Source organism: Paenibacillus sp. MER 99-2 (genome assembly GCF_023714095.1).
Classification (GTDB): Bacteria; Bacillota; Bacilli; order Paenibacillales; family Paenibacillaceae; genus Paenibacillus.
The window spans coordinates 374,985-398,930 of record NZ_JAMAUZ010000003.1; the positions used below are offsets into that span (position 1 = coordinate 374,985).

22 protein-coding genes are annotated in these 23,946 nt (G+C 46.2%); 19 read left to right on the plus strand and 3 right to left on the minus strand.

Annotation, left to right across the window (positions count from 1 at the left end; translation table 11 throughout):
- Window positions 1-189 precede the first annotated feature (189 nt).
- Window positions 190-678: a heme-degrading domain-containing protein gene (locus M3636_RS16710; protein WP_251383269.1), complete on the minus strand. Its 489-nt coding sequence runs from the start codon at window positions 676-678 to the stop codon at window positions 190-192.
- 460 nt (window positions 679-1,138) lie between these two features.
- Between M3636_RS16710 and lspA the strand changes: the two genes are divergently transcribed.
- From lspA to M3636_RS16795, 17 genes are all read left to right on the plus strand, one after another.
- Window positions 1,139-1,621, plus strand: coding sequence for a signal peptidase II (gene lspA, locus M3636_RS16715; protein WP_128103987.1), 483 nt, complete (start codon window positions 1,139-1,141; stop codon window positions 1,619-1,621).
- Window positions 1,622-1,952: 331 nt separating this feature from the next.
- Window positions 1,953-3,143 (plus strand): ABC transporter substrate-binding protein, encoded by a 1,191-nt coding sequence (locus tag M3636_RS16720; protein WP_483311525.1) that lies wholly within the window; start codon window positions 1,953-1,955, stop codon window positions 3,141-3,143.
- Between the two features lie 24 nt (window positions 3,144-3,167).
- The gene (locus M3636_RS16725) at window positions 3,168-4,034 is read left to right on the plus strand and encodes a carbohydrate ABC transporter permease (RefSeq protein ID WP_128103985.1); all 867 of its coding nucleotides are present in this window, start codon (window positions 3,168-3,170) and stop codon (window positions 4,032-4,034) included.
- A complete protein-coding gene (locus M3636_RS16730; protein WP_128103984.1) occupies window positions 4,034-4,861 on the plus strand; it encodes a carbohydrate ABC transporter permease in 828 nt (275 codons plus the stop codon). The genes M3636_RS16725 and M3636_RS16730 overlap by 1 nt, the downstream gene beginning before the upstream one ends.
- A 247-nt stretch (window positions 4,862-5,108) precedes the next feature.
- On the plus strand, window positions 5,109-6,518 hold the full coding sequence (locus tag M3636_RS16735) for an MATE family efflux transporter (RefSeq protein ID WP_251383271.1): 1,410 nt from the start codon (window positions 5,109-5,111) through the stop codon (window positions 6,516-6,518).
- A 225-nt stretch (window positions 6,519-6,743) separates the two neighbouring features.
- Window positions 6,744-7,622, plus strand: a complete 879-nt coding sequence (locus tag M3636_RS16740) for a helix-turn-helix transcriptional regulator (protein WP_251383541.1) — start codon at window positions 6,744-6,746, stop codon at window positions 7,620-7,622.
- A gap of 478 nt (window positions 7,623-8,100) precedes the next feature.
- The gene (locus M3636_RS16745) at window positions 8,101-8,811 is read left to right on the plus strand and encodes a response regulator transcription factor (RefSeq protein WP_128103982.1); all 711 of its coding nucleotides are present in this window, start codon (window positions 8,101-8,103) and stop codon (window positions 8,809-8,811) included.
- The gene (locus M3636_RS16750) at window positions 8,808-10,313 is read left to right on the plus strand and encodes a sensor histidine kinase (protein ID WP_251383272.1); all 1,506 of its coding nucleotides are present in this window, start codon (window positions 8,808-8,810) and stop codon (window positions 10,311-10,313) included. The genes M3636_RS16745 and M3636_RS16750 overlap by 4 nt, the downstream gene beginning before the upstream one ends.
- 55 nt (window positions 10,314-10,368) lie before the next feature.
- On the plus strand, window positions 10,369-11,478 hold the full coding sequence (locus M3636_RS16755; protein WP_128103980.1) for a TolB-like translocation protein: 1,110 nt from the start codon (window positions 10,369-10,371) through the stop codon (window positions 11,476-11,478).
- Between the two features lie 209 nt (window positions 11,479-11,687).
- The gene (gene trhO / locus M3636_RS16760) at window positions 11,688-12,575 is read left to right on the plus strand and encodes an oxygen-dependent tRNA uridine(34) hydroxylase TrhO (protein WP_128103979.1); all 888 of its coding nucleotides are present in this window, start codon (window positions 11,688-11,690) and stop codon (window positions 12,573-12,575) included.
- Window positions 12,576-12,597: 22 nt separating this feature from the next.
- On the plus strand, window positions 12,598-13,236 hold the full coding sequence (locus M3636_RS16765) for a helix-turn-helix transcriptional regulator (protein ID WP_313957943.1): 639 nt from the start codon (window positions 12,598-12,600) through the stop codon (window positions 13,234-13,236).
- Window positions 13,237-13,623: 387 nt separating this feature from the next.
- The gene (locus M3636_RS16770; RefSeq protein WP_251383274.1) at window positions 13,624-13,959 is read left to right on the plus strand and encodes a hypothetical protein; all 336 of its coding nucleotides are present in this window, start codon (window positions 13,624-13,626) and stop codon (window positions 13,957-13,959) included.
- 709 nt (window positions 13,960-14,668) lie between these two features.
- Complete coding sequence (locus tag M3636_RS16775) at window positions 14,669-15,718, plus strand: ABC transporter substrate-binding protein (protein ID WP_251383275.1); 1,050 nt, start codon at window positions 14,669-14,671, stop codon at window positions 15,716-15,718.
- An 89-nt stretch (window positions 15,719-15,807) separates the two neighbouring features.
- Entirely contained in the window at window positions 15,808-16,734 is a 927-nt protein-coding gene (locus M3636_RS16780) for an ABC transporter permease (protein ID WP_338541006.1), read from the plus strand.
- A 2-nt stretch (window positions 16,735-16,736) separates the two neighbouring features.
- Window positions 16,737-17,531, plus strand: a complete 795-nt coding sequence (locus tag M3636_RS16785) for an ABC transporter ATP-binding protein (RefSeq protein ID WP_056701790.1) — start codon at window positions 16,737-16,739, stop codon at window positions 17,529-17,531.
- A gap of 105 nt (window positions 17,532-17,636) precedes the next feature.
- Window positions 17,637-18,785 (plus strand): winged helix-turn-helix domain-containing protein, encoded by a 1,149-nt coding sequence (locus M3636_RS16790; protein ID WP_251383276.1) that lies wholly within the window; start codon window positions 17,637-17,639, stop codon window positions 18,783-18,785.
- A gap of 118 nt (window positions 18,786-18,903) precedes the next feature.
- On the plus strand, window positions 18,904-20,256 hold the full coding sequence (locus M3636_RS16795) for an MFS transporter (RefSeq protein WP_128103976.1): 1,353 nt from the start codon (window positions 18,904-18,906) through the stop codon (window positions 20,254-20,256).
- A gap of 147 nt (window positions 20,257-20,403) precedes the next feature.
- Here the strand turns inward: M3636_RS16795 and M3636_RS16800 are convergent, their stop codons facing one another.
- Both M3636_RS16800 and M3636_RS16805 read right to left on the minus strand, forming a co-directional pair.
- Window positions 20,404-20,985, minus strand: a complete 582-nt coding sequence (locus tag M3636_RS16800) for a hypothetical protein (protein ID WP_251383277.1) — start codon at window positions 20,983-20,985, stop codon at window positions 20,404-20,406.
- Between the two features lie 25 nt (window positions 20,986-21,010).
- Complete coding sequence (locus M3636_RS16805; RefSeq protein ID WP_251383278.1) at window positions 21,011-21,568, minus strand: hypothetical protein; 558 nt, start codon at window positions 21,566-21,568, stop codon at window positions 21,011-21,013.
- Between the two features lie 220 nt (window positions 21,569-21,788).
- On the opposite strand from M3636_RS16805, the gene M3636_RS16810 reads away from it, so the two are divergent.
- Window positions 21,789-22,286 carry a DUF6385 domain-containing protein gene (locus M3636_RS16810; protein WP_251383279.1) on the plus strand — a complete coding sequence of 166 codons (498 nt, stop codon included), beginning with the start codon at window positions 21,789-21,791 and terminating at the stop codon, window positions 22,284-22,286.
- A gap of 45 nt (window positions 22,287-22,331) precedes the next feature.
- Complete coding sequence (locus tag M3636_RS16815; RefSeq protein ID WP_251383280.1) at window positions 22,332-23,864, plus strand: DUF6385 domain-containing protein; 1,533 nt, start codon at window positions 22,332-22,334, stop codon at window positions 23,862-23,864.
- Window positions 23,865-23,946 lie beyond the last annotated feature (82 nt).

Consider the following 23,946-nt stretch of genomic DNA (forward strand, 5'->3'; position numbering starts at 1 on the left):
CATCATAAATAGAGGTAGATGTTTCGAATTCTACTTCTTACGATGATGGGAGTTTTTGTTTTGTATTTTATCTATATAAATTGAACGAAACATTTACACGAGAACGGAGAGGACAGAAATAACATGGAGAAGCGAAGCGATCGGAAAGTTATTCTGTCATCGAAGCGCCAAGTGTAACTATTCTTTAGTTCAATTGATATAGCCTTGCTGTAACAAAAATGAGCGAATGCCAGCGGTGACCAGATCATGGTCTTCCTCGTCGGGCAAGCCTGAAACGGTGATGGTGCCTACTTGCCCCTCATTTTCAAGGATCAGGGGGAAGGCACCTCCAGCCAGTACATAGTCTGCGTCAGGCAAGTCATAATTTTGCTCAAGGGATTGATTCTCGTTTCTTAGTCGCAGGGCGGTGTGCCAAGAGCTAGAGGAGAAGTGGTTCACCACATTATTTTTACGTCTAATCCAGTTTTCATTATCGGGATGTGTACCATCCATCGCATGCAAGAACAGACGATGTCCCTTCAATGTGATGTCGATGGTTACGGCTTGTGAACGGCGTTTGGCTTCTGCAACGAGATGTAGGCCTAGCTGAAGTGCTGTTTCTGAATGAAATGTGTGGAAGATCAGCTGCTTTTCTTCCTGTTGCATTCCCTTTAACTTCTCTGTCAGTGATAGATTCAAATTCGGGCAGCTCCTCTTCAATATGATTGTTGTCTACATTCGACATGGCTTGGGCGGGTACCTGCTGGATGCAGATGGACGAGACGGGCATATCAGAGGTGGTGAACTGTGTTGCGCATCAGGGGAGTCATTTGGAGACCAAGTACCCGCTGTGGTAAAGTAAGGGGAACATAATAGACAAAATTTTTAATATTAGAGGTTGTTCAAAAAGTCCGCTTTTGATTACGAAGGATGCCATGAGGCATCTCAGCGCCCTATATGGAATTCAGCCGAAATGTCCGTTGCTCACGTAGTTTTGCCTACGCTCCGCTACTCCATTTCTATCTTTATCCCATCTTCTTGGTACTGAAAACCGACCTTTTTGAACACGCACTATTAGAAATCATTTTAATAATCCTATTATTAATTCTAAAGTAGTTATCGCTCAGAATTGCACGGTTAGACAGGAGGAGAGGGCACGATGCTGTTTTATTTTGTGGCACTGCTGGTGACCTTGGTGGATCAGGGAACCAAGATCGCAGTGAGGATGTATATGGAAGTTGGAGATGTAATGAGACTCGGCGACTCAGGCATGCAGCTCCAACATTACGAGAACACAGGCATGGCTGGCAGTCTGTTTCAGGGAAATGCGCGACTATTTGGCGTGATTGCTGTCCTCTTCATCGCAGGCATTCTATATTACCGCCGAAAAGGGGAGATACGTGGTTTCTGGATGCAGGCTGGCGCTGGTTTCATGGTAGGTGGAGCCCTCGGTAATGCGCTGGATCGATTCATTTACGCCCGGGTAACGGATTTCCTAGTGTTCCCTTCTGGACGCGGCATTTTGAATCTCGCAGATGTTGCGATCAACATCGGTGTAGTGATGATTATTATTGGCATGTTAATCCGTGCATTTCAGAGCTACCGCGCTAAACGTTTACGCAATGCTTTGCCCAAAAATTGAACATCCGTATATATAGAATGACAGCAGGCTGTTATAGGCCGTAAAGCTACTAAATGAGAGACATTGGATGAATTCCGATGTCTCTTTTTTGGTTGTTTTCCATCCCTTAAGAAGAATAGATCGTTTGATTCATTTTAGTCGAAATCGTTTTAGAAATAAGAAAGGGCGTTTATTGTCGATTGATGTAAGTGCAGATATACATAGAGAATATGGAAGAATTACACATGGTTCCTCTATGTACTCTATGGGTATGTATTTACATATTAAGCAAAGGAGGTACAACATGAGAACATCGATTACTAAGGCTCTCGGGGCGTTATTGCTGTGTGGAATGATGGCTGTACTTCTATCTTCCTGTACAAGCAGAGATAGCGCGAATGGCAAAGTGCAGATTGAGTTTTTCCAGAACAAGCCTGAGGCAAAAGCAACTTTTGACGAATTGATCCAAACCTTCAACGCAGCGCATGCTGATATTCAGGTCACTCAGGTCAACCCTCCAGATGCCGAGACGGTTCTGAAGACCAGGGTCGTCAAGAATGACATACCCGATATTATGGCAATGGGTGCGACGGATACCTATTCCACACTGGCTCAAAGTGATATTTTTACCGATCTGACAGATAGCTCTCTACTCAAGACGATTGACCCCAATTACATACAGATGCTAAAGGATGTTACGGGAATGGATGAAGTGACAGGTATTCCTTACGCAACAAATGCAAACGGCATCATGTACAACAAAACGTTGTTTGACGAAATGGGGCTAGACGTGCCCAAGACATGGGATGAGCTCATTGCTACCGCCCAACAAATTAAGGATGCAGGCAAAATTCCCTTTTACTTCACTTATAAGGATGACTGGCAGACAAGCTTGCCCTTTAATGCGCTAGGCTCGAATCTCGCAGGCATTGACTTTTACCAGCAACGCCGGGATAACCAAGTCACTTTCAAGGAGAAGTATCGTGAGGTCGCTGAGAAACAGCTTGAACTGATGAAGTATGGTCACAGTGATAACTTCGGTAAAGCGTATTCGGATGGTAACCGGGCGTTTGCTAATGGCGAAGCCTTCATGTATATCCAAGGCACGTGGGCTATTCCAGAGATTCGTAAGGCGAATCCGGATGTGGAGATTGGCTTCTTCCCGTTTCCAACCGGTAATGACGCAAGCCAGATCAAGCTTGTGAACGGTATCGATTCATTGTTTACCATTGCAGCGGATACCCCGAATCGAGAACAGGCTGAGGAGTTCATTGCCTTTTTGCTGGAGCCTGACAATATTGGGAGATACATTGATGAACAGACGTTGTTCTCTGCGGTAGAGGATGTCAAGCAGGATGATCCTGCGGTGCAGGAGTTAATGCCGTATATTGAGCAGGGCAAGGTCATCGACTTCGCCGATCACTATATTCCAGCGGCTGTGCAGCTGAATTCCATCGTGCAGTCCTTTTTGCAAAATCAAAATATCGACAACTATTTAGATACACTCGACAAAGAATGGGATAAGGTAGCGAACCGGCGTTAACCCTTGTCCGAAGGAGGATGGCATATGAACAAGCGCATGGCACCTTATTACTGGATGACCGTGCCGGCAGTCGTATTGTTCTTCGTATTTATGACGCTGCCGGCGATCCAAGGGATCTATTATTCATTCACGAACTACAATGGATTCGGTAAACAATATGATTTTGTCGGATTCAAGAACTACTTCAATCTATTTCGAGATGATAATGTGGGCAATGCCTACTGGTTTACCTTCAAATTCGCGATCGTAGTCACGATCTTAACGAATATCCTTAGCCTGCTCATTGCACTTGGGCTCAATGCCAAGATCAAGTTCCGTAACTTTTTCCGCGGCATCTATTTCTTGCCCAATATTCTAAGTGTATTGATTGTGGGTTACATATTTAACTATCTCTTCTCCAACGTATTTCCGATCTGGGGACAGAACCTCGGCATCAACGCATTATCAACGAATATTCTGGGTAGCGAAAGCTTAGCGTGGATCGGGATTGTCATTGTGGCGGTGTGGCAGTCGGTGGCGCTCAACACCATACTGTATTTGGCAGGTTTGCAAACGATATCACCGACACTCTACGAGGCTTCGAACATTGACGGTGCGGGCAAATGGCGTGAGTTCTGGAGCATCACCTTCCCGCTTATTGCGCCATTCTTTACAATTAATATGGTGCTCGCGATGAAGAACTCGCTCATGGTCTTTGACCAAATCGTAGCTTTAACCAACGGCGGCCCTGGGCGGGCAACGCAGTCGATCTCCCATCTGATCTACACAGGAGGATTCGAAGGCGGCGAATATGCATATCAGTCTGCGAACTCGGTTATTTACTTCATCGTTATTGCGGTGATTTCCATTCTACAAATCCGGTTCCTGCAAAGAAGGGAGATGGATCTGTAATGAGAAGCCGTCTAGGTACGAACTGGCTCGTGATGTTACTTGTTGTGCTAGGCACACTGTTTATTTTGTTCCCATTGTATATGACCGTTACGATTGCTCTGAAAAATCCAGAGCAGATGGCACAGTCGGTATTCGCCATTCCGACGACGCTCCATTGGGAGAACTTTGCGAGTGCGATTGAAATGACGAACTTCTTCCAATCGTTCCGCAACAGCGCCATGGTGACCGCATCAACGGTTGTGCTCACACTTCTGAGCAACTCGATGGTCGCTTATGCGATATCACGTAATATGGAGAAACGGAAATTTTTCAAAGGATTATATTATTACTTCGTCAGTGCAATGTTCATTCCGTTTCCCATCATCATGTTGCCTATTGTTAAGCTGACGTCATCGCTTGAGATGACTAACCTACTTGGTCTTACCTTGTTGCATACGGTCTATGGGCTTGCCTTTAACGTATTTGTGTACGTTGGGTATATCCGATCGATTCCCGTAACGCTGGAGGAGGCCGCATATGTGGATGGTGCGACGACTTGGGGCACGTTCTGGCGGATCATTTTCCCGTTAATGGCACCGATCAGTGCCACCGTCGGTATTCTGACATGTCTGTCGACCTACAACGACTTCTTGTTGCCACTCGTTATTATCAGTGATCCGTCGCAATATACGCTGCCACTGGTGCAATATGTGTTCCAGGGTCAGTTCAATACAGATTTCAACCTGGCGTTTGCCTCCTATCTGCTCGCATTGTTGCCGATGATTATAATCTATCTATTCGCACAAAAATGGATTATTAACGGGGTGACACAAGGTTCCATTAAATAAACAGCTCTATCTTTAAGCCTGAACCAGCCGGTTCAGGCTTTTTGTTGTATGTAAATATCATGAAAGAGCATCTTTTTCCATTCATTTTCAAAATTTTTGAAAAAAATAAAATTATTTTCGTAAAAGCGGATGCTTTTTCAGAAAGTCTATGCTACTATACCCCTTGTTTACATGTTGAAACATCAAGATTCAATGTCGGAAGTTTTCGTGCAATTATTTATTTTATGGAGATTAAAGAGGTGACATCATGAGTGCAGCCGTTACGGAAACAGGGACACAGCAACAGGGCAAATCGCTTAATCTGTTCGCATTAACCTGGCCGATTTTTCTGGAATTATTTTTGTTTATGTTAATGGGTACGGTCGATACGTTGATGATTAGTTCCGTGTCAGACAATGCAGTAGCTGGAATCGGAGCTTCGAACCAGATTATTACGATAGCGATTTTACTCTTGGAGGTTGTCGGTAACGGAGCTGCGATTGTTGTTGCTCAATATATCGGATCGAAGAAGCTGTATGAAGCAGCCAAAATTACAGGTATGGCAATTACGCTGAACCTCATTGTAGGTCTCGTGCTTAGTGGGGCGTTCCTTGTGTTTGGCGGAATTCTGCTGGAGAAAATGAACGTGCAGGGTGAGATTCTAGTCTATGCCAAAGCATATATGCACATTGTCGGAGGCGCCATCTTCCTTCAGGCGTTGATTAACTCCTTGGCTGCAATTATTCGTACGTATGGATTTACGAAAGAGACGATGTATGTCTCTGTATTTATGAATGTGCTTCACGTTGGTTTGAACTACATTCTGATCTTTGGTCACTTCGGCATGCCAGCACTTGGGGTAGAGGGTGCAGCGATCTCAACGATTGTGAGCCGTTTTGTCTGTCTGTTGATCTTCTTCTGGTTGCTCTATCGTGTGACCGAAGTGCGGGTGGAGATTAAGTTCTATCTGCAATTTACGAAAAACTATGTGTCAAAAATTCTGAAGATTGGTATTCCATCTGCAGTAGAGCAGATTATGTACCATTCCTGTCAGCTTGTCTTTTTCTTCTATGCCACGTTCCTGGGAGCAGAAGCACTGGCTTCTCGCCAATATGCGCATAATATCTCGTCTTATATCTATCTATTCAGTATGGCGATTGGTATGGGTACAGCGATTATGGTGGGACGACTGGTGGGTGCCAAGCAGCAAGAGACAGCTTACCAACGTGTTTGGAAAAGTGTAAAATCGGCCATGATCGTGACCATCGCCGTCGATCTCGTGGTGATTGCGTTCCGTGTGCCACTTGTGGGCTTGTTCACAGATAACCCGGAAGTGATTCGTATTGCTGCGCAGGTTATCCTGCTCAGTATCGTGTTGGAAACGGGGCGCACGACCAATATCGTGATCATTAACTCACTTCGTGCTGCAGGAGATGCGAAGTTCCCAGTGTACATGGGACTGATCTCGATGGTCTGCCTAAGCTTGCCACTAGGATACCTGTTTGTCTTCCAACTGAACATGGGTCTGGCAGGAATCTGGCTAGCGATTGCAGCCGATGAGTGGACACGAGCTTTCATTATGTACTTCCGCTGGAAGAGTCGGGCTTGGGAGAAACATGGACTGGTGGATCACGACGAGGATGATTCAGTTGGAGCACAGCCTGTTCCAGCAGTCTAAGGTAGAGGCTAATATTATATATATTCGCCAAGATTGGATGACTGATGTCGTCCAGTTCAATAGTAGAGCCGATTATAGGGAGTGTTCCTATGGTCGGCTTTTTTGTTTTGATTTGCTGTTACAAAAAAATAAATGTAGCAAAAATGATCAAAACCGGTACGTCTCTTTTCCGTATAGTACAGATAAGGAAAGGGGCTGCACTTCAATTTGAATCCATACAGTGAAATGGTTCAGCAAAGTCTGTATTTTATTGAGACTCGTCTGTACGAAGATATAGGGCTTGAAGAAGTAGCTTCAGGAGCTGGGTTATCGCCCTATCACTATCACCGTGTATTTCGGAAAGAGGTAGGCATGACCGTTGTAGAATATATTCGCAACCGCCGTTTGAGTGACACTTCCACCATACTTAGATCTACCAATATAGGGATCTTGGACATTTCCCTTGGGTGTGGGTTTGAAAGCCAGGAAGCGTTCACGCGAGCATTTAAAAAGGTATACGGACTGCCACCAGGTCGATTTCGCAAATTGTTTAACCTGAAGCTATTTAAAGCTAAATCTAGAGGAGGAGAATTAATGATGAATGATACATCAACGGTTCATGGATGGATATTAACTGGGAGTCACCCGCAAAATTATGAAATGGGCATAGATCCTACAGTGGTACATCAGGGTAAATGCTCAGGGTATCTGAAATCCATCACACCAATGGAAATGAACGAGTTCGCTACAATGATGCAACAATTCAAGGCAGATAAGTATGTAGGTAAACGGATGAAGTTTTCAGGATTCGTCATGAACGAAAAGGTAGAGCATTTCTGTAGTTTATGGATGCGGGTGGACAATAACGTTCAGGATGTTCTTCAGTTTGATAATATGCATGATCGGCCAATCACTGGCACACAACCATGGAATCAATACCATATTGTACTCGATGTGCCAGAGGGTAGCGCAGTTATATCATTTGGGGCTATTTTATATGGGAAAGGCAAAGTGTGGGTCGATAGCTTCCGTTTCGAAGAAGTGGATCGTAATACGCCAGTTACCCACATGGAGACCGAATATGAGATGATGGATGAACCGATGAATCTGTCATTCGAAGAATAGAAGATGTGTACTATACTTGTATATATTATAGCCAGCCCGGATATAGGGGTGGCTCTTTTTGTCGTCCTTGGGTATAAAATAAGGGAAACAAAGCTTAAGCTGGGAATATGGATACTTATCGAAGGTGGGTACTTAGGTGTGCAGGTGTGAGTCAGGCTCGTAGCCAATTTACCAAACCCTTGGTACCATATATCTATAAATAGTTTTGATGTGATATCAATCAACAGAAATTTACACGAGAACGAAGAGGACGGAAATAACCTGAAGAAGCGGAGCGTTCGGCTGAAAGCTTTCTGTAAGAAAGCTGCATCGGAAGCATATACTATCCCCGGATTTCACCTTTGAACAAGGGAATCAAAAAAATCTGGGGATAACAGTGATCGGAAGGTTGTTCCATCATCGTAGTGGCAAGTGTAAATGTTCTTTTGTTCAATGAACACAGAAGTAACTGATGACATAACGGAAGAGGATGAATCCGATGAATAAAAAAGTGCTGGTTGTCGATGACGAAACAAGTATTGTCAGTGCCATCGCCTATGCTTTGCGCCGTGAAGGCTATGAAGTGGAGACGGCGAATGATGGGGAGGAAGCGCTGGAGAAGGTGGCATTGTTCCATCCGCAGGTTATGATTCTGGACGTGATGATGCCAAAGCTCGATGGTTATGGTGTATGCCGAAGACTTGAGGATCGGGAGGATATTGGCATTATTTTATTAACGGTAAAAAATGATATCGTAGACAAAATCGTGGGTCTGGAAATGGGCGCCGATGATTATATGACGAAGCCATTCGAGATTCGTGAACTGCTCGCCAGAGTGAAAGCACTGATGCGCCGTGTGGAGAAGAGCAGTCCACCGCCAGAAGATCAGAAGAGCCAAGCGATTATTAATGGAGCATTACGCATTCATGTTGCTCATCGCACCGTCACCGTAAATGATGAGAAGCTGGAGCTTACACCGAAGGAATTCGACCTGCTAACCATTCTGATGTCCAATCCGGAACGCGTATACACGCGTGATGATCTACTGGATCGAGTATGGGGCATGGAGTATGCAGGAGGTACCCGTACGGTGGATATCCATATTCAGCGTCTTCGCAAAAAAATTGGTGATACGGATCAGGAGAAGCTACAGACCGTCTACGGGATCGGATATAAGGCATCCGCTCCCGAAGCGAGTGGACGGATATGAGAGTGAGCATCAAACTGAAATTCAGTATTTTCCTTGCAGCCTTGCTGATTCTCACGGTCGTTGTGCTCAGCTATCTCGTATTACGCGGTATCGAACGCAATCAGCAAACGCAGATCGAGGACATTCTGTCACAGCAGACCCGTCTGGTGAATCTGAACGTACGACAGTCCTACTATACGGAGTCGATCCATCTGGAGCCTGGTGCATTTCTACAGCAGAGCGGTCGCAGGCTTGCCCAGGAACTCGCTAACTCTACAGGGCTTCCTATCGCTCTATATGATATGGAGGGACAACAGGTAGGTTCATCCATCACAACAGGGGAACGTACCGATATGACGGAGACGTTGAACTATGTGCTTCAGAATAAGATCGTATACCGGGAGCAAGGGGAGACGCTTCTCTATGTTGCTCCACTCGATGGGCCAGATGGGCAGATGGGCGCTGTACAGATGCAGTATTCCATTCAGAGTTATCATGAATTTTACGCGCGAATTCTGAATTTATTTATGTGGGCAGGAATTGCCGTCGTAGGGTTAAGCTTTATCCTGGGTTATCTTTTCTATAATCGATTTGCTGTGGCGATCACACGCTTGAAGAAGTCTGCGGATTCCATTCGTGAAGGGAACTATATTGAAGCATCACCTGTGAAACGGAAGGATGAGCTGGGGGAGCTAGGTCAGGGCATCTATTATATGAGCACCTCCATTCGTCAGAATATTACAGCGATGCATGATGAGCAGCAGAAACTGAAGCTGGCCATCGAGAAGCTTCAAGCGCTCGAACAACAGCAGAAACAATATATCGGGAACATTAGTCATGAGTTCAAGACACCGCTCACTTCGATCAAGGCCTATGTTGAATTACTGAACATGTACAAGGACGATCCTCAGTTATTGGAGGATGCGACGAATAACATTGGCAAAGAAACAGAGCGGTTGTACGAGATGGTCGAGAAGGTGCTGCACATCTCGGCACTGGAGAAGTATGATTTCGAGAATCAGGCAGAGGATGTCGAAGTTCAGGCATTACTGGAGGACGCTTGTGGACGGATGCGCGGCAAAGCGGAGAAATTCGGGCTCGCGATGGAAATGCATCTAGAGCCGGCAACCATTCACAGTGACCGGGAGAATCTGATGCACATCTTCATTAATCTGTTGGACAATGCCATTAAGTATAACGAGCCAGCAGGTGTGATTCGTGTCTACAGTGAACCGCGTGTACAAGAACAGCAGGCGGTTATTCGTATCTTCAACTCGGGTGTACCGATTCCGGAAGAGTCACGGGAGAAGATATTTGAACCTTTTTACACCGTTAACAAAGATCGAGCTAGAAAGACCGGCGGGACAGGCCTAGGGCTGTCACTTGTGAAGCAATTTGTAGAAAAACAGGGCGGAACCATTCAGCTAGTACCGCTGCGTAAGGACGAAGAAGAAGGAACAACGTTTGAATTGACTTTTCCACTTGCGAATCCAAGTTTACAAGTTGGAAACAATTCTGAATAACTTTGGATGTAACCCATCGGTATGATTGATCTATAGACAGCATTCAGGGGGGAACATGATGAATTGGAAACAGATGGCTTTAGGTGCGGTTGGGGCGATAACACTCTTGTCCATAGTGGCATGCGGAGGAAATACAGGAACGAACGGTAGCATGGGGAGTGGCACAGGAGGGACAGATATCGTTGTTAAAGATAATACGAACCCATCCGTATACCAGAGCTTTAAACTTGAAAAAATCGATAAAATCGCAAATATTCGCGGTGTGGGCTGGTTAACATCTGACTCGATTTTGCTAGATAAGCCGAATAAAGAACTTAAGCCAGTTACGGTTGAGGGAGAAGAACGTTACCCAAACAATATATATGTGCATGACATTGCGAAAGGAACGGATACGTTGCTAAAAGAGAGTGATGTAAGTCTTGCGGCGCCAATGGCCTCACCGGATGGACAATATGTTTTCTATCGTGAGCCTGAGGAGAGTGTAGGCAAAGGCTTCATTCTGAATATGAATAACGGCGAGTCTGTACAGACGGGTAAAGATATGGGATTTGTAGGTGAGGGTGCGTGGCTGGATAATACACATGTTGTGTATCCGAATATGGATGGCAATTTGGTCTCGGCGGATGTCGAAGGGAACACCAAAGTTTTAGTCGAGGTAGGTAGTTTCAACATTCGTAGTGTAGAGGTTTCTGGCAGCACAGTGTATTACATTACCGGTGAGGACGGCCAACTGAACGCTTACGACACAAAGACCGGCGAAGTGAAGCAGGTACTGAAAAGTGTGGAGTGGGTCATTCCTTCGAGCGACGGTGCGAGACTAGCCATTGTGAAAAAAACAGCCGATACGAAGCGTGCGCTAGTGCTTACTGATCTGGAAGGCAATGAGAAAGCTACGCTTGCGCGCGGCACACAAATTTTTGGCACAAGCTGGTCGCAGGATGATTCCAAAATTGCCTATACAATCAATTCCGAGAGCGATAACGAAAAAGGGCTGTTTGTATCTAACACCGAGTCGGCCGAACAATTCCAGATCTCTGCGGACATGGATAACGTGTCAGATCCGCTTGCTTGGAGCCCGGAAGGCAGTAAAATATTGTTGTCACAGTCTGTGCTGGACAGTGCAGGGTATCACTTTGAGACCTCTATCATTACGATCTCGGAGTGAGTTGAATCGATCAATGGAAGGGAAGAATCTAGCGTAATTCCATAACTTGCTTGCCTTTCTATACATTTATATTGACTAAGTCCTTGCGCTTCCGATAAACTAGAATGCAGGAATTAAAGTCGAATGTTGTGCAGCAGTTCGAGACATTTGTTTCGAGCGGCTGTTTCTTTTTCTTTTTAAATAACATGAAATAGGAACAGGTGATATACATGTGTAACAGCGCGTACCGCGTGCTTTTATATTATAAGTTCGTGAAGATTGAAGACCCTGAAGCATTTACGCAAGAGCATTTGCAATATTGTAAGGATCTAGGTGTAAAAGGTCGTATTCTCATTGCTGCTGAAGGCATCAACGGCACTGTGTCGGGAACACCGGAACAGACGGAGCAATACATGAAGGACATGCATGCGAATCCGTTGTTCAGCGATATGGTGTTTAAGATTGATGATGTCGAAGAGCATGCGTTCAAAAAAATATTTGTTCGTCACAAAGCAGAGCTGGTCACCTTCCGTGTGGATGAAGAGCTTGACCCCAATGTGGTTAGCGGCAAACGCCTCTCACCGAAGGAGTTCCATGAGCACTTGCAACGTGATGATGTCATCGTGATCGATGGTCGTAATGACTATGAATACGAAATTGGTCATTTCCGCGGAGCGATCCGTCCGGACGTTGAGTCGTTCCGTGAGTTTCCAGAGTGGATTCGAGAGAATCTGGGCGACATGAAGGACAAAAAGATCATTACCTACTGCACGGGCGGTATTCGTTGCGAGAAGCTGACTGGATTCATGATTAATGAAGGATTCCAGGATGTAGCTCAACTTGAAGGCGGCATTGTAACGTATGGTAAAGATCCAGAAGTACAAGGTCGTTTGTTCGACGGTAAATGTTATGTATTTGATGAGCGTATTTCCGTACCAATCAATCGTACAGACGAAGATATTGTGATTGCTAGCTGCTATCACTGCGGAACAACGCATGACCGATATATTAATTGTCCAACCTGCAACCTACAGCATGTGAGCTGTGAGGATTGCGAAGAGACGCATAACCGCTTTTGCTCGGATGCTTGCCGGGAGGCAGCACCAGTACACGCATAAGCAGGGAGAGCAGGTGCTGCACGTGAAACGTGAAGATGAAATGACGACACGTGAACGGATCTTGTTCATGCTGAAGCGACAAGGCACGTTGACCGCGAGGGAGATGACGGCTGAACTGGGGCTGACAGGTATGGCTATTCGCCGTCACCTTACGTCACTGGAGCAAGAAGGGCTGATTGAGGTTCATGAAGCCCGTGCTACAGCAGGACGCCCGTCATCGGTGTATCATCTGACGGTGCGGGGAGATAATTTTTTCCCGAAGTCTTATCCTTCGCTTACACTTGAGTTATTAGAGGAACTATCGGAATCTGCTGGAAGTGATGTCATAGATACATTGTTTGAGAGCCGCCGGGATAAACTATTGCGTAATGGTTTGCCTCAGATGGAGGGTCAGGATCTGGCTGGACGTGTGGAGGAACTGGCGCGTATTCAAAATAACAACGGATATATGGCAGATGCATCGCAAGAGGATGACGGTACCTATGTCATTACAGAGCTGAACTGTCCAATTGTACAGGTGGCAAGTGTCTATAAGCAGGCTTGTCGCTGCGAATTAGAGCTGTTCCGTTCATTGCTGAAGGCTGATGTGGAGCGAACAGAATGTTATGCCGATGGTGGCAAGAAATGCACGTATCAGATTCGTGAAGCATCTGGGAATTAATGATATGGAGTTAAATAAATAGATTAACATATCCGATTGTTTCGATCTGTCGAAACAGTCTTTTTTTGTTTTAAATATACGTAATTACGCTATTTAAAGACTTGTTTACGTGTTATAATGAAATGAACACTACATCTATACTTATTATTTGTTAAAAGAATAACCATAACCCAAACTATATTAATTCAACTAAAATTTTTAAACGAGAACGGAGAGGACAGAAATAACGTGAAGAAGCGAAGCGTTCGCCTTTATCCCCGGATTTTCCCTTTGTAGAAGGGAATCCAAAAAAAATCTGGGGATAACAGCGATCGGAAGGTTATTCTGTCATCGGAGTGGCAAGTGTAAACAATTCATTAGTTGAATATGTATAGCTGGGAGGCGTTAATGATGCATGAATTGGAACCTGCATTGAAGAAGGCTATGAGTGTGTTGGAGTTCCTAAGTCAGGATGAACAGGCGCGTCAACAATACGAGGCACGGCAAAAGTTTTTGCGCGATGAGGCATCGATGATTGAGGGTGCACGTGAAGAAGGGTTGAAGAAAGGCATGGAAGAGGGCATTAAGGAAGGGATTAAAGAAGGCTTGAAAGAAGGAGAAGCAGAGAGTAAACGCAGGATCGCACAAAATATGCTATCCATGGGTCTTGACCAAGATACCATTATGAAAGCCACAGGACTAACCTCTGCTGAACTGAAAGAAATACAGGAAGAACAGAACTAATTCACGCCCAAAAGGCAGATTAGCGTGTCAACGATTCGTTAGAATTTCCTGAATGTAATTTTACCGAGAATAAGGCCGATTGAGTTCGTTAGAGATGGAGCATGATTGAAAGTCGGGACTTCACATTCACGCTCATAGTGCATGGCCCACCTCTATCATCTGTCCATCTGTCGCCTTCTCACCCCTACTGGGTCACTTTCCCTTGATGTACCCAGGCGCTCGCAAGAAAGTCCTTGCTTGAAGCAGACATTCATCAAAGTCTGCTTTCTTCAGAAAGTTTCCAGTCACTTCCTAGACAGCCCATGTAACTTATATGGGTTGTCTTTTTGGTTTGTGTAATGTTTTCTATCACCAATATTCAATTAATCCAAATTGGAAGCGGTTCAACCATTGACGGGAAGGAGGACGCCCCTTAATATTAGGGAAACAATATAAGAGGTTGTTCAAAAATCCGCTTTTGATTACAAAGTATGCGCGAGTGGCATGATCAGCATCGAATATGGAATTCAGCCGAAATAAGTGGATGCTTTTTGAACACACAATAAAACAAACATCGGTCATGGTCATCAGTACATGGAGGATCGTCTGCATTTGTCTGCTTTTGTCGATAAAAGCAACAATGCGTTGATGCGTTCGCTATGTCCCGCCCTATCGTGTCAACAGAGTGATGAGGGCAACAACATTTTATTCGATGGAGAGGGGTTCTCACATGAAAAAGAAATTTTGGTTGTCTCTAATGATGGTTGCATCGATGATCGTAGCTGCTGGTTGCGGCAATAATGGCGGTACAGCTACTGAATCTGAGGGCACTGGCGGCAGTGCAGGCGAAGGAAGCGCAGAGAAATCATATCGCATCGCCATCTCACAAATCGTAGAACATCCATCACTTGACGCTACACGTGAAGGATTCATTGCAGCTCTAAAGGATGCAGGAATTGAAGAGAACAAGAACCTCAGCATTGACTACAATAATGCACAAGGCGACTCAACGAACAATCTATCCATCGCTCAGAAAATCTCAGGAGATTCCAAAAATGATCTCGTACTTGGGATCGCTACACCATCTGCATTAGCCTTGGCTCAGCAAGTGAAGGAGAAGTCGTTACTCTTCGCAGCGGTAACCGATCCGCTGGGTGCTAAACTAGTGAGTGACATGGACAAGCCGGGTGGCAATATAACGGGTGCATCCGACACCAACCCAGCAGCCATTGTGCAGCTGGCTGATTTTATTGCTAAACATCTAACGGATATCAAAACGGTAGGTCTCGTCATTAATGAAGGTGAGCCGAATGCAGTGGTCATGGCGAAAAATGCGGAAGAGGCTCTTGCGAAGCATGGCATTACGCTGGTTAAAGCCCCTGTGACAAACACATCTGAAGTTAAACAAGCGACCGATTCCCTGGTGGGTAAAGTCGATGCTTTCTATATCACACTCGATAACTCTGTTGTTAGTGCGGTAGATACGATTATTCAGACGGCTAACAAAAACAAAATTCCGTTCTTCTCTAGTGACCGGGATACGGTTGAAAAGGGTGCTTTTGCAACCGTTGGTTTCAAATATTATGATCACGGATATCAAGTGGGAGAAATGGCTGCGGATATTCTCAAAAACGGCACCAACCCAGGAGATATGAAAGTAACCGTTCCAGATAAGCTGGATCTGATTCTGAACCTGAAAGCAGCTGAAGCTCAAGGTGTCACAGTTACCGATGAGATGAAGGCAGAAGTGAAGGATCAGGACAATAACATTATTCAATAATTGAACCGGGGTACAACCGGGTGAGTGGAACGAGGCGAACATGCAGGTCGGTTCGCCTCATTCTTTTCAATAAATAGGGAGGAAGCAACGTGAGTATAAGCTGGAGTTCAATTGAAGGAGCGATAGAGCTTGGTCTGTTATATGCATTAATGGCACTCGGCGTATATATTACGTTCCGAATCCTCGACTTCCCCGATCTCACCGTTGATGGAAGTTTCACAACAGGAGGAGCTATTGCGGCGGTGATGATCTCGAACGATTTTTCTCCTTGGCTCGCCTGTCTTGCGGCAATGGGTGGCGGGATGTTGGCTGGTATATGTACGGGATTGCTTCATACGAAGGGTAAAATTAATGGCTTGTTATCCGGTATCCTGATGATGATTGCTCTGTACTCCATCAACCTGCGTATTCTAGGCGGAGCACCGAATAAGTCCATTATGGGGATGGACAGTCCGTTCTCGGGTGAGCATGTCATGGTCATCATTATCATCGTTGTACTGCTATTCAAAATCATGCTGGATCTGTTCATGAAAACAGATATCGGACTTGCCCTTCGTGCAACAGGGGATAACAAACGTATGATCCGAAGCTTTGGAGCCAATACCGATGTAACAACGATTGTCGGTGTCAGCCTGTCCAATGGATTGGTTGCCTTGTCTGGAGCATTTATTGCGCAGCAAGCTGGTTTTGCAGATATTACGATGGGGATCGGTATGATCGTGATTGGACTTGCTTCTGTTATTATCGGAGAAGCGATCCTGGGCGCGCGAACTGTATTTTGGGCGACACTAGCGGCTGTGGTCGGTTCGATCATATATCGGATTGTTGTGGCAATCGCACTTGAAGTGCCTTGGTTCGATACGTCTGACATGAAATTGATTACTGCTGTTATTGTTATTATCGCTCTCGTATTCCCTTCCATGCGCCGCTCCATGAAACAAAAGAAGCTGGCTCGCAGAAGAATGCAAGAGCTAATGCAATCGACAGGTCAAAGGGCGACGAAGGGGGGCATGTGATCATGCTGGATATTACACAAGTTACCAAGCTGTTCAACCCAGGTACAACGGATGAGAAGACGGCGCTGGTTGGTGTGAATCTAACGATGAATCCGGGAGACTTTGTCACCGTCATTGGCAGTAACGGAGCAGGGAAGTCCACGCTGATGAACATCATATCAGGTGTAATGAAACCGGATATGGGCGATGTGCTGATCCATGACCGTTCGATCAAAAACCTGCCAGAGCATAAGCGCAGCAGTTGGATCGGCAGGGTGTTCCAGGACCCCATGGCAGGTACCGCACCACATATGTCCATTGAAGAAAATATGGCGATGGCTTATAAACGTGGCAAGGGACGTGGTCTTGGCTTTGGTGTTACCCGTGCAAGACGGGAGATTTTCAATGCTCAGCTAGAGAAGCTGGGTATTGGACTGGAGAAACGGCCGAACGCCAAGGTAGGCCTGTTGTCTGGCGGGGAGCGTCAAGCACTTAGCCTGCTCATGGCAACATTTACGCAGCCGCAGATTCTGCTACTGGATGAGCATACGGCAGCGCTTGATCCTTCCCGTGCAGAACTGATTACGGAACTAACCGAGACGCTGGTTCGTGAGATGAGATTGACTACGCTAATGGTGACGCATAACATGGAGCAGGCAATTCGTCTGGGAAACCGTCTGATCATGATGGACAAAGGCCGCATTATTCTGGATGTTAGCGAAGAACGCAAGCGCACATTGACTGTCTCTGAGCTGCTTGGCGAGTTCGAGCGCATTAGCGGTAAGAAAATGGCAGATGACCGCGTAGTATTAGGATAGCCACACAAAAACCTTTTGCGAGAACGCAAAAGGTTTTTGTGTGTTAAGATGATGGAGTTTATATGATCTTGATCTCATAGGAATTACAGGGCAGGAGGAAGATGCATGTCATTGCAGTTTGAGGAAAGTACATATACGGTTTCCCGGCGCACCGACTCGGTGTTTTTGCTCGCGAAGGAGTTTGCGTTGCTGCATTTTCTCTATGAAAACAGGGGGAAAGCATTCACTCGCAGTCAGCTCCTGGATCGTGTGTGGCCGTTAGAATATCCCGTCGAGCGGACTGTGGATGATCATGTCTATCGTCTTCGGAAGAAACTAAAGCCTTGGGATGAGGTTAGGCTGGATACCGTACGTGGATATGGTTATCGACTAACCCTTCAAGAGAATCGATCTGCCTTACCTGATAATCCTTCTAGGTACGATCAGGATATGCGGGAAGCCATACAAGGATTATTTCGCAAATATCACTTATTTGGGCAAGGGAAGTCATTGCTTACCTTGATGAACCAGCAGGAGGCATTAGGTATCCAGATGGATGCGTATTACCGCATCTATATTCATTTTATCCAGGGTGATCTGGAATGGCTAATAACAACGGAAGAGATCACATTTGAGGAACGTCTATACTGGCTGTTGATCTATATACATGGACTTGTTGAGCCTGCCGAAGCGCTACAATTATATGAAAAGGCCCTACAATCATCTGCTTTATCGCCGGAACAGCATAAGGAACTTCGTATTCTTAATATCATTGAAGTCTATGCAGAGGTGGGGCAGTATGCCCGAGCCAAGAAGCAATTGCAAGAAACGTATAGCATCATTGAGACGGATGAGATGGTCAACTTCAAACTCCCTGTAGGGCTTGCTGAGTTATATGTAGAGTTGTGGGGTGGGGGCGCTGAATCGGTTGAGGCTCAGATTGCTATTCTTCGTTCCGGATTAAAGGATGCTCCTTACCTACGTGAGATTGGACGATTTCAGGTTATGGAAGGATTGTGGCTGCTGAGACAAGGACGAGATCGGGAGGCAGAATCCAGATTGGATGATGGCTTGGACGTACTCAAAATGACCTTGAATGCACCACTATGCCTGAATTCATCCAAACAGGTACTGCTGTTTATGGCGCATCATCGGATCGAAGGACGTTTATTTAAGAAATATAGTCAGCTCTATGAGGACATCGCCAAAATGTACGGGGTACCGCGCTATGGCTCGCTTATTGTAGATCAAGTTCAACAGTTTCTGTCCCATTAGTCTCCTAATCACAATTCCTCTGATCTTCCTCTGACATAACTCCACTATGATTACAACCAAATACCACGTGTTCTATTCATTACGAGTGCACGGTTGTAATCAGAGGGGAGCTACTACCATGACAACTATTTCTAATCCATCAAATGAATCTTTAGATGGTTCCACTGTACCTAAGACACCACCCACGACATTAAAATCAAATGCTACCTTTATGCGGATGTTTATCGCTTACGCACTGGCGACATTTGGAGACTGGTTCGATACACTGGCCATTCAGGTGATGGTTGCCTATCGCTGGGGAGTCGATCCGCTCATCATCGCCCTTATTCCGGTCTGCATGGCGGTTCCGGGGATATTACTTGGATCGCTCGCAGGTACATTAGCCGATCGTCTACAGAAGGTGAGGATCATGTTACTATGCGATGCGATCACTGTGGTGCTGACCATTGCCATTTTATTTGCCCCAAGTGCGTTATGGCTACTCCCGCTTCTGGCGCTTCGAGCTGCCATGGGTGTACTGCATGTCCCAGCCCAACAGGCATTGACGCGCCAGGTAGTGGCGGAGGAGCATCTTTTTCAGGCATCTTCCATGAACGGATTCGTCGCACAGTGCTCCAAAGTTGCAGGACCGCTGCTTGGCGCCATGATACTTACGTTATTTTCACCCCAAGTTTGTATTGTCATTAATGCCGTCACCCGTCTGATATCCGGTGCAATTTTATGGCCGTTACGACAATTGTCCGAGAAGACTAAGACATCAGATGCTCTTCATGGTAACGCGGAGACAACGGAAACTAAAGCTCAGCATGTACTTCGAAATGAAACTCAGCCCGAGTCGTTTCGTGCACAATGGCAGGAGGGTTGGAGATTTATTCGAGACAGCCGCAAAGTTATGAGTACATTGGTGTTTGGCTGTATGGGTCTGATGGCGATCTTGATGATCGATTATCAGTTCACCACCCTGTTTCGGGAGATCAAACCAGGTCATGAAGCTATGGTTGGTTGGCTTGGTTCATCCGCAGGTGCGGGTGCGGTAGCTATCATTCTGCTCTTAAATCGGTTGCCACGTATCGGTTATGGATGGGGACTTGGAGGAGGTTATCTGCTCATCGGTGCCGGCATTGCTGCCTTGGGCTGGATCGGTTCAGAGACTGCTCTATTCTGGGTTATCGTATGGGGACTATGCATTGGGGTAGGCAATGGACTCTTTATGGTTACACTGAATTATCTGTTGCAAAAGGAAACCCCTCCTGCCTTCACAGGCCGAGTGTTCGGTATCCAAAATTCTTTATCCAGTATAGTGTTGGTTGTTGCTCCACTTGTGGGAGGGGTTTTGATTCGGTCAGCCGGGGCGAGTCCGGCTTTCCAATACATTGGTATTGCCACATTTACGATTGGTATCGTAGGCATCGTACTACAACGTGTCTTGTGGGCAGAAAGGAAATCTCCCGTAGCTGTTTTACAAAAATAAGTTTGCCACGCTCCCGTTTTACGACCAACTTGATCTATGATGAAATGCTTTATATTAAAACAAGAACAGCCGTTACTGGTTTTCGCCAGAAAGCGGCTGTTCTTCGGCATGATTAGAGTAGCATGCCAAGAAATCGCATCTTCCATTTTACACTTCCCACCAAGCAAAATAAGCAGTTGAGGCCAGTAAGCCCGCAACGGAAAGGGAGCCACTAACAGTCAGGTTGATCGACTGACCTGGGGGAACAACATATTGCCCCCATACACTCGATGCAAATGGCCCAGCTTGTAGAGGCATCGCCATAATTGTAGTCGCTCCAGATGGAGCGGAAGCAGAGACTCGTACGGTTGCGACACTGGTATTCGTGCTAGATAAATTGCTGTTTACTGCGGCTATGGTGGTTGGTGAAGTTAGTGTGCCATTAGCGCTTAGTGTCATCGAACCACTAAAGGAAGATAGAAGGTTAAGCCCTACCGTAATTCCGCCAGAGAGTCGGGATACATATAGAGTTCTACCGCTACCCACAGGATTCGTTAGTTGTACCGTCACAATGACGCTACCTCCTAACAATCCGAGCGTTGTCGAGTTGGTTGAACCCGCGTTATATAGATTGCCTGTGTTCCCAGCATCGGTCTCAGGTGGAGCAACAATGCCGGGGGAAGTATAGGTGTTTGTATTAGAGGTATAGACGGGCTGACTTAAAGGATTGAATACATTATTATTCGGCACAGTATACACCACCTTTATAAGTAGATTAGAATTCCCACCACGTTAGATTGATTGCTGCGGTCTGATTCCCTGTGCCAAGACTAATGGATAATGTCTGTCCGGGAGGAACAACGAGCGCACCGCTAAAATCCAGCATGTACATACCAGCCGTTAATGGAACGCTGATGAGACTTGTAAATGCACCGCCGAGTGTACCTGTATTTTGCCTTGTGGTAACTACACTGGCGTTGGCATTACCAAGCAGGGTGTTGACTGGAACAGGTGCACTGCCTAAGGTCACTGTACCCCCAGAATATATAACTAAGGTGGCCGCCGCTGTTGCACCTCCCAAGATGCTTGATATACGTATCGTTCTGCCACTGCCAACCGCATTAATGATCTGTAACAGAAGGTTCTGGTTGGAAGGAAGGAGGGTATTATTCGATGTCAGTGCAAAAAAACTACCAGCCGCCGCTGCTCCGCTCTCTGCCGAGGCCTCGATACCAGGAGCCGAGAACGTATTCGTCAACTGTGTGAATAATGGTTCGTTCGACTGATTGAACACATTATAGTTCGTGATCTCTTCCACCTCCCTTACGACCAATAGATAACCCTACAACTATAGAGATTGCTCCAAAAATCAGAATCAAAAAGCCCTAGAACGAGCCTTCTCTTGTATGCTTCATTGTACTTGCATTGTATGAGGGAAAAGGATGAAGGGTTTGGGACAAAATGAGGAAATCTGGAAATAGCGGCAGATGCCGTGCCCGTATTTTGAATAAAGGCATACGATGCGGAAGCACATTTTTTAAGGGGAAATTGAGATGAGTCGAACAGCGAAGCGATGCAAGAAAAAAACGCATCCATCAACTAAATATGCAAACCGCCGCCAACCTCGTCGTTCCTGCCGCGCTAAATTGCTGAAACCCCCTTGTTCCCGGATTACGCGTCCTCGGTGCAAGCAGGGTAATTCCTCACATACCAAACTCCCTGGTGCTACTCACTGTTTTACCGAGCATACGTATGTCGGAGCTGTGACCCAAAATACGAACCAACCTCTGCCGGCACAGGATACCTCATCGCTCAGCATGTACACATATGGCATCGTGAACCGGGGTGAACATCCGGCTCTTGTACAGATTCAAGTCAGCCCCAATGCCGTGGATTATGCCGTGGACAGCCAGGAGGTGATCGCGGGAGGTCAGACGAAGGCCTTGGTGCCACAGCGATTTTTACACTATACCCGGCTGGTTATTCAATCGGTTCAGCCAGATCAACCCACAAGGCTCGATGTTTATTTTCAGGCACAACGTGTGCGGTAAAGGGGTATTTCAAAACAGATATGACCAGGGAGGAGGACGAGGCGCATGCCTAACTTTACAACGTTTAATACCAATCCCGATAACTTGCGAACCTTGATCTTCGGTCAGGATAGCACGGGGACAGCTCAACCTGTCAGAACCGATACAAGCGGCAATGTGGTCGGTATTATTTTGGACGGGACAATCAGTAACATCTCAGGATTGACTACTGTTACGATTAATGCAGGAACGATTACAAACATTCTCAACGGAACCATTACAAGTGTCCTTGGAGCAACGATTACAGCTGGTACCATCAATAGTGTGCTGGGAGCTACAGTGACGGCGGGAACACTGACCAATTTATTGAATGGTACAATCACTAGCGTGCTGGGGGCAACAATCACGGCAGGAACGCTATCGAATCTGTTGGATGGTACGATTACGAGTGTCCTTGGCGCAACAATTACAGCAGGAACAATCACCAGTGTCCTTGGCGCGACGGTCACAGCGGGAACGCTGACAAACCTGTTGAACGGTACAATCACGAGTGTCCTTGGAGCAACAATTACGGCGGGAACGATCACCAGTGTACTCGGCGCGACGGTCACGGCGGGAACGCTGACGAACCTGTTGAACGGTACGATCACGAATGTGCTTGGCGCAACCATCACAGCCGGAACGATTACGAGTGTACTCGGCGCGACGGTCACGGCGGGAACGCTGACGAACCTGTTGAATGGTACAATCACGAATGTGCTCGGAGCAACGATTACAGCCGGAACGATTACGAGTGTACTCGGAGCGACGGTAACGGCAGGGACGCTCACCAACTTATTGAATGGTACGATCACGAGTGTGCTTGGAGCAACGATCACAGCGGGTACCATTAGCAGTGTGCTCGGAGCAACAATTACAGCGGGAACGCTGAGTAATTTGCTCAACGGTACAATCACGAGTGTCCTTGGAGCAACGATCACCGCAGGGACGTTAAACAACTTGCTGAATGGTACGATTACGAGTGTCTTAGGAGCGACCATTACCGCAGGCACGTTAACCAACTTACTGAACGGCACCATCACCAGCGTACTAGGAGCAACCGTGACAGCCGGAACGTTAACGAACTTACTGAATGGTACGATTACAAGTGTTCTGGGAGCCACAATCACAGCGGGAACGTTGACCAATCTGCTGAACGGCACCATTACCAGTGTGCTCGGAGCAACGATTACGGCGGGGACACTGAGCAGCGTAACTTCTATATCACAGAAGAGCTTTCAGGAATCGCAGCTTATTGGTACACCTACAGCGAATGCTTTTACAGCTCTTCCGGCAGTGACTACTAGTGTATTCGGAACGTATTCCTTCTTCGTGTATAACCGAGGGCCAGGAGTCAACCGGGTGGATGCTCGTGTAGAGATCAGTGCTAACGGAACAAACTGGTACACCGATGTAACAACCGTCACAGGCATATTGTCTGGATCGGTGGATGTGTTGGTGCCACAACGATTCCTCAAATATACACGCCTTTCCTATCGTTCCAGTCTCATCGGATCACCTACTACAATTGATGTCATCTTCAATGGACAAGGCACATAACCAGATCAATCATCATATAGGTACATGGAGTCCGCTTTTGTGGGCTTCATGTATTTTTTTTGGCATAGGAGGTGATGGTGCT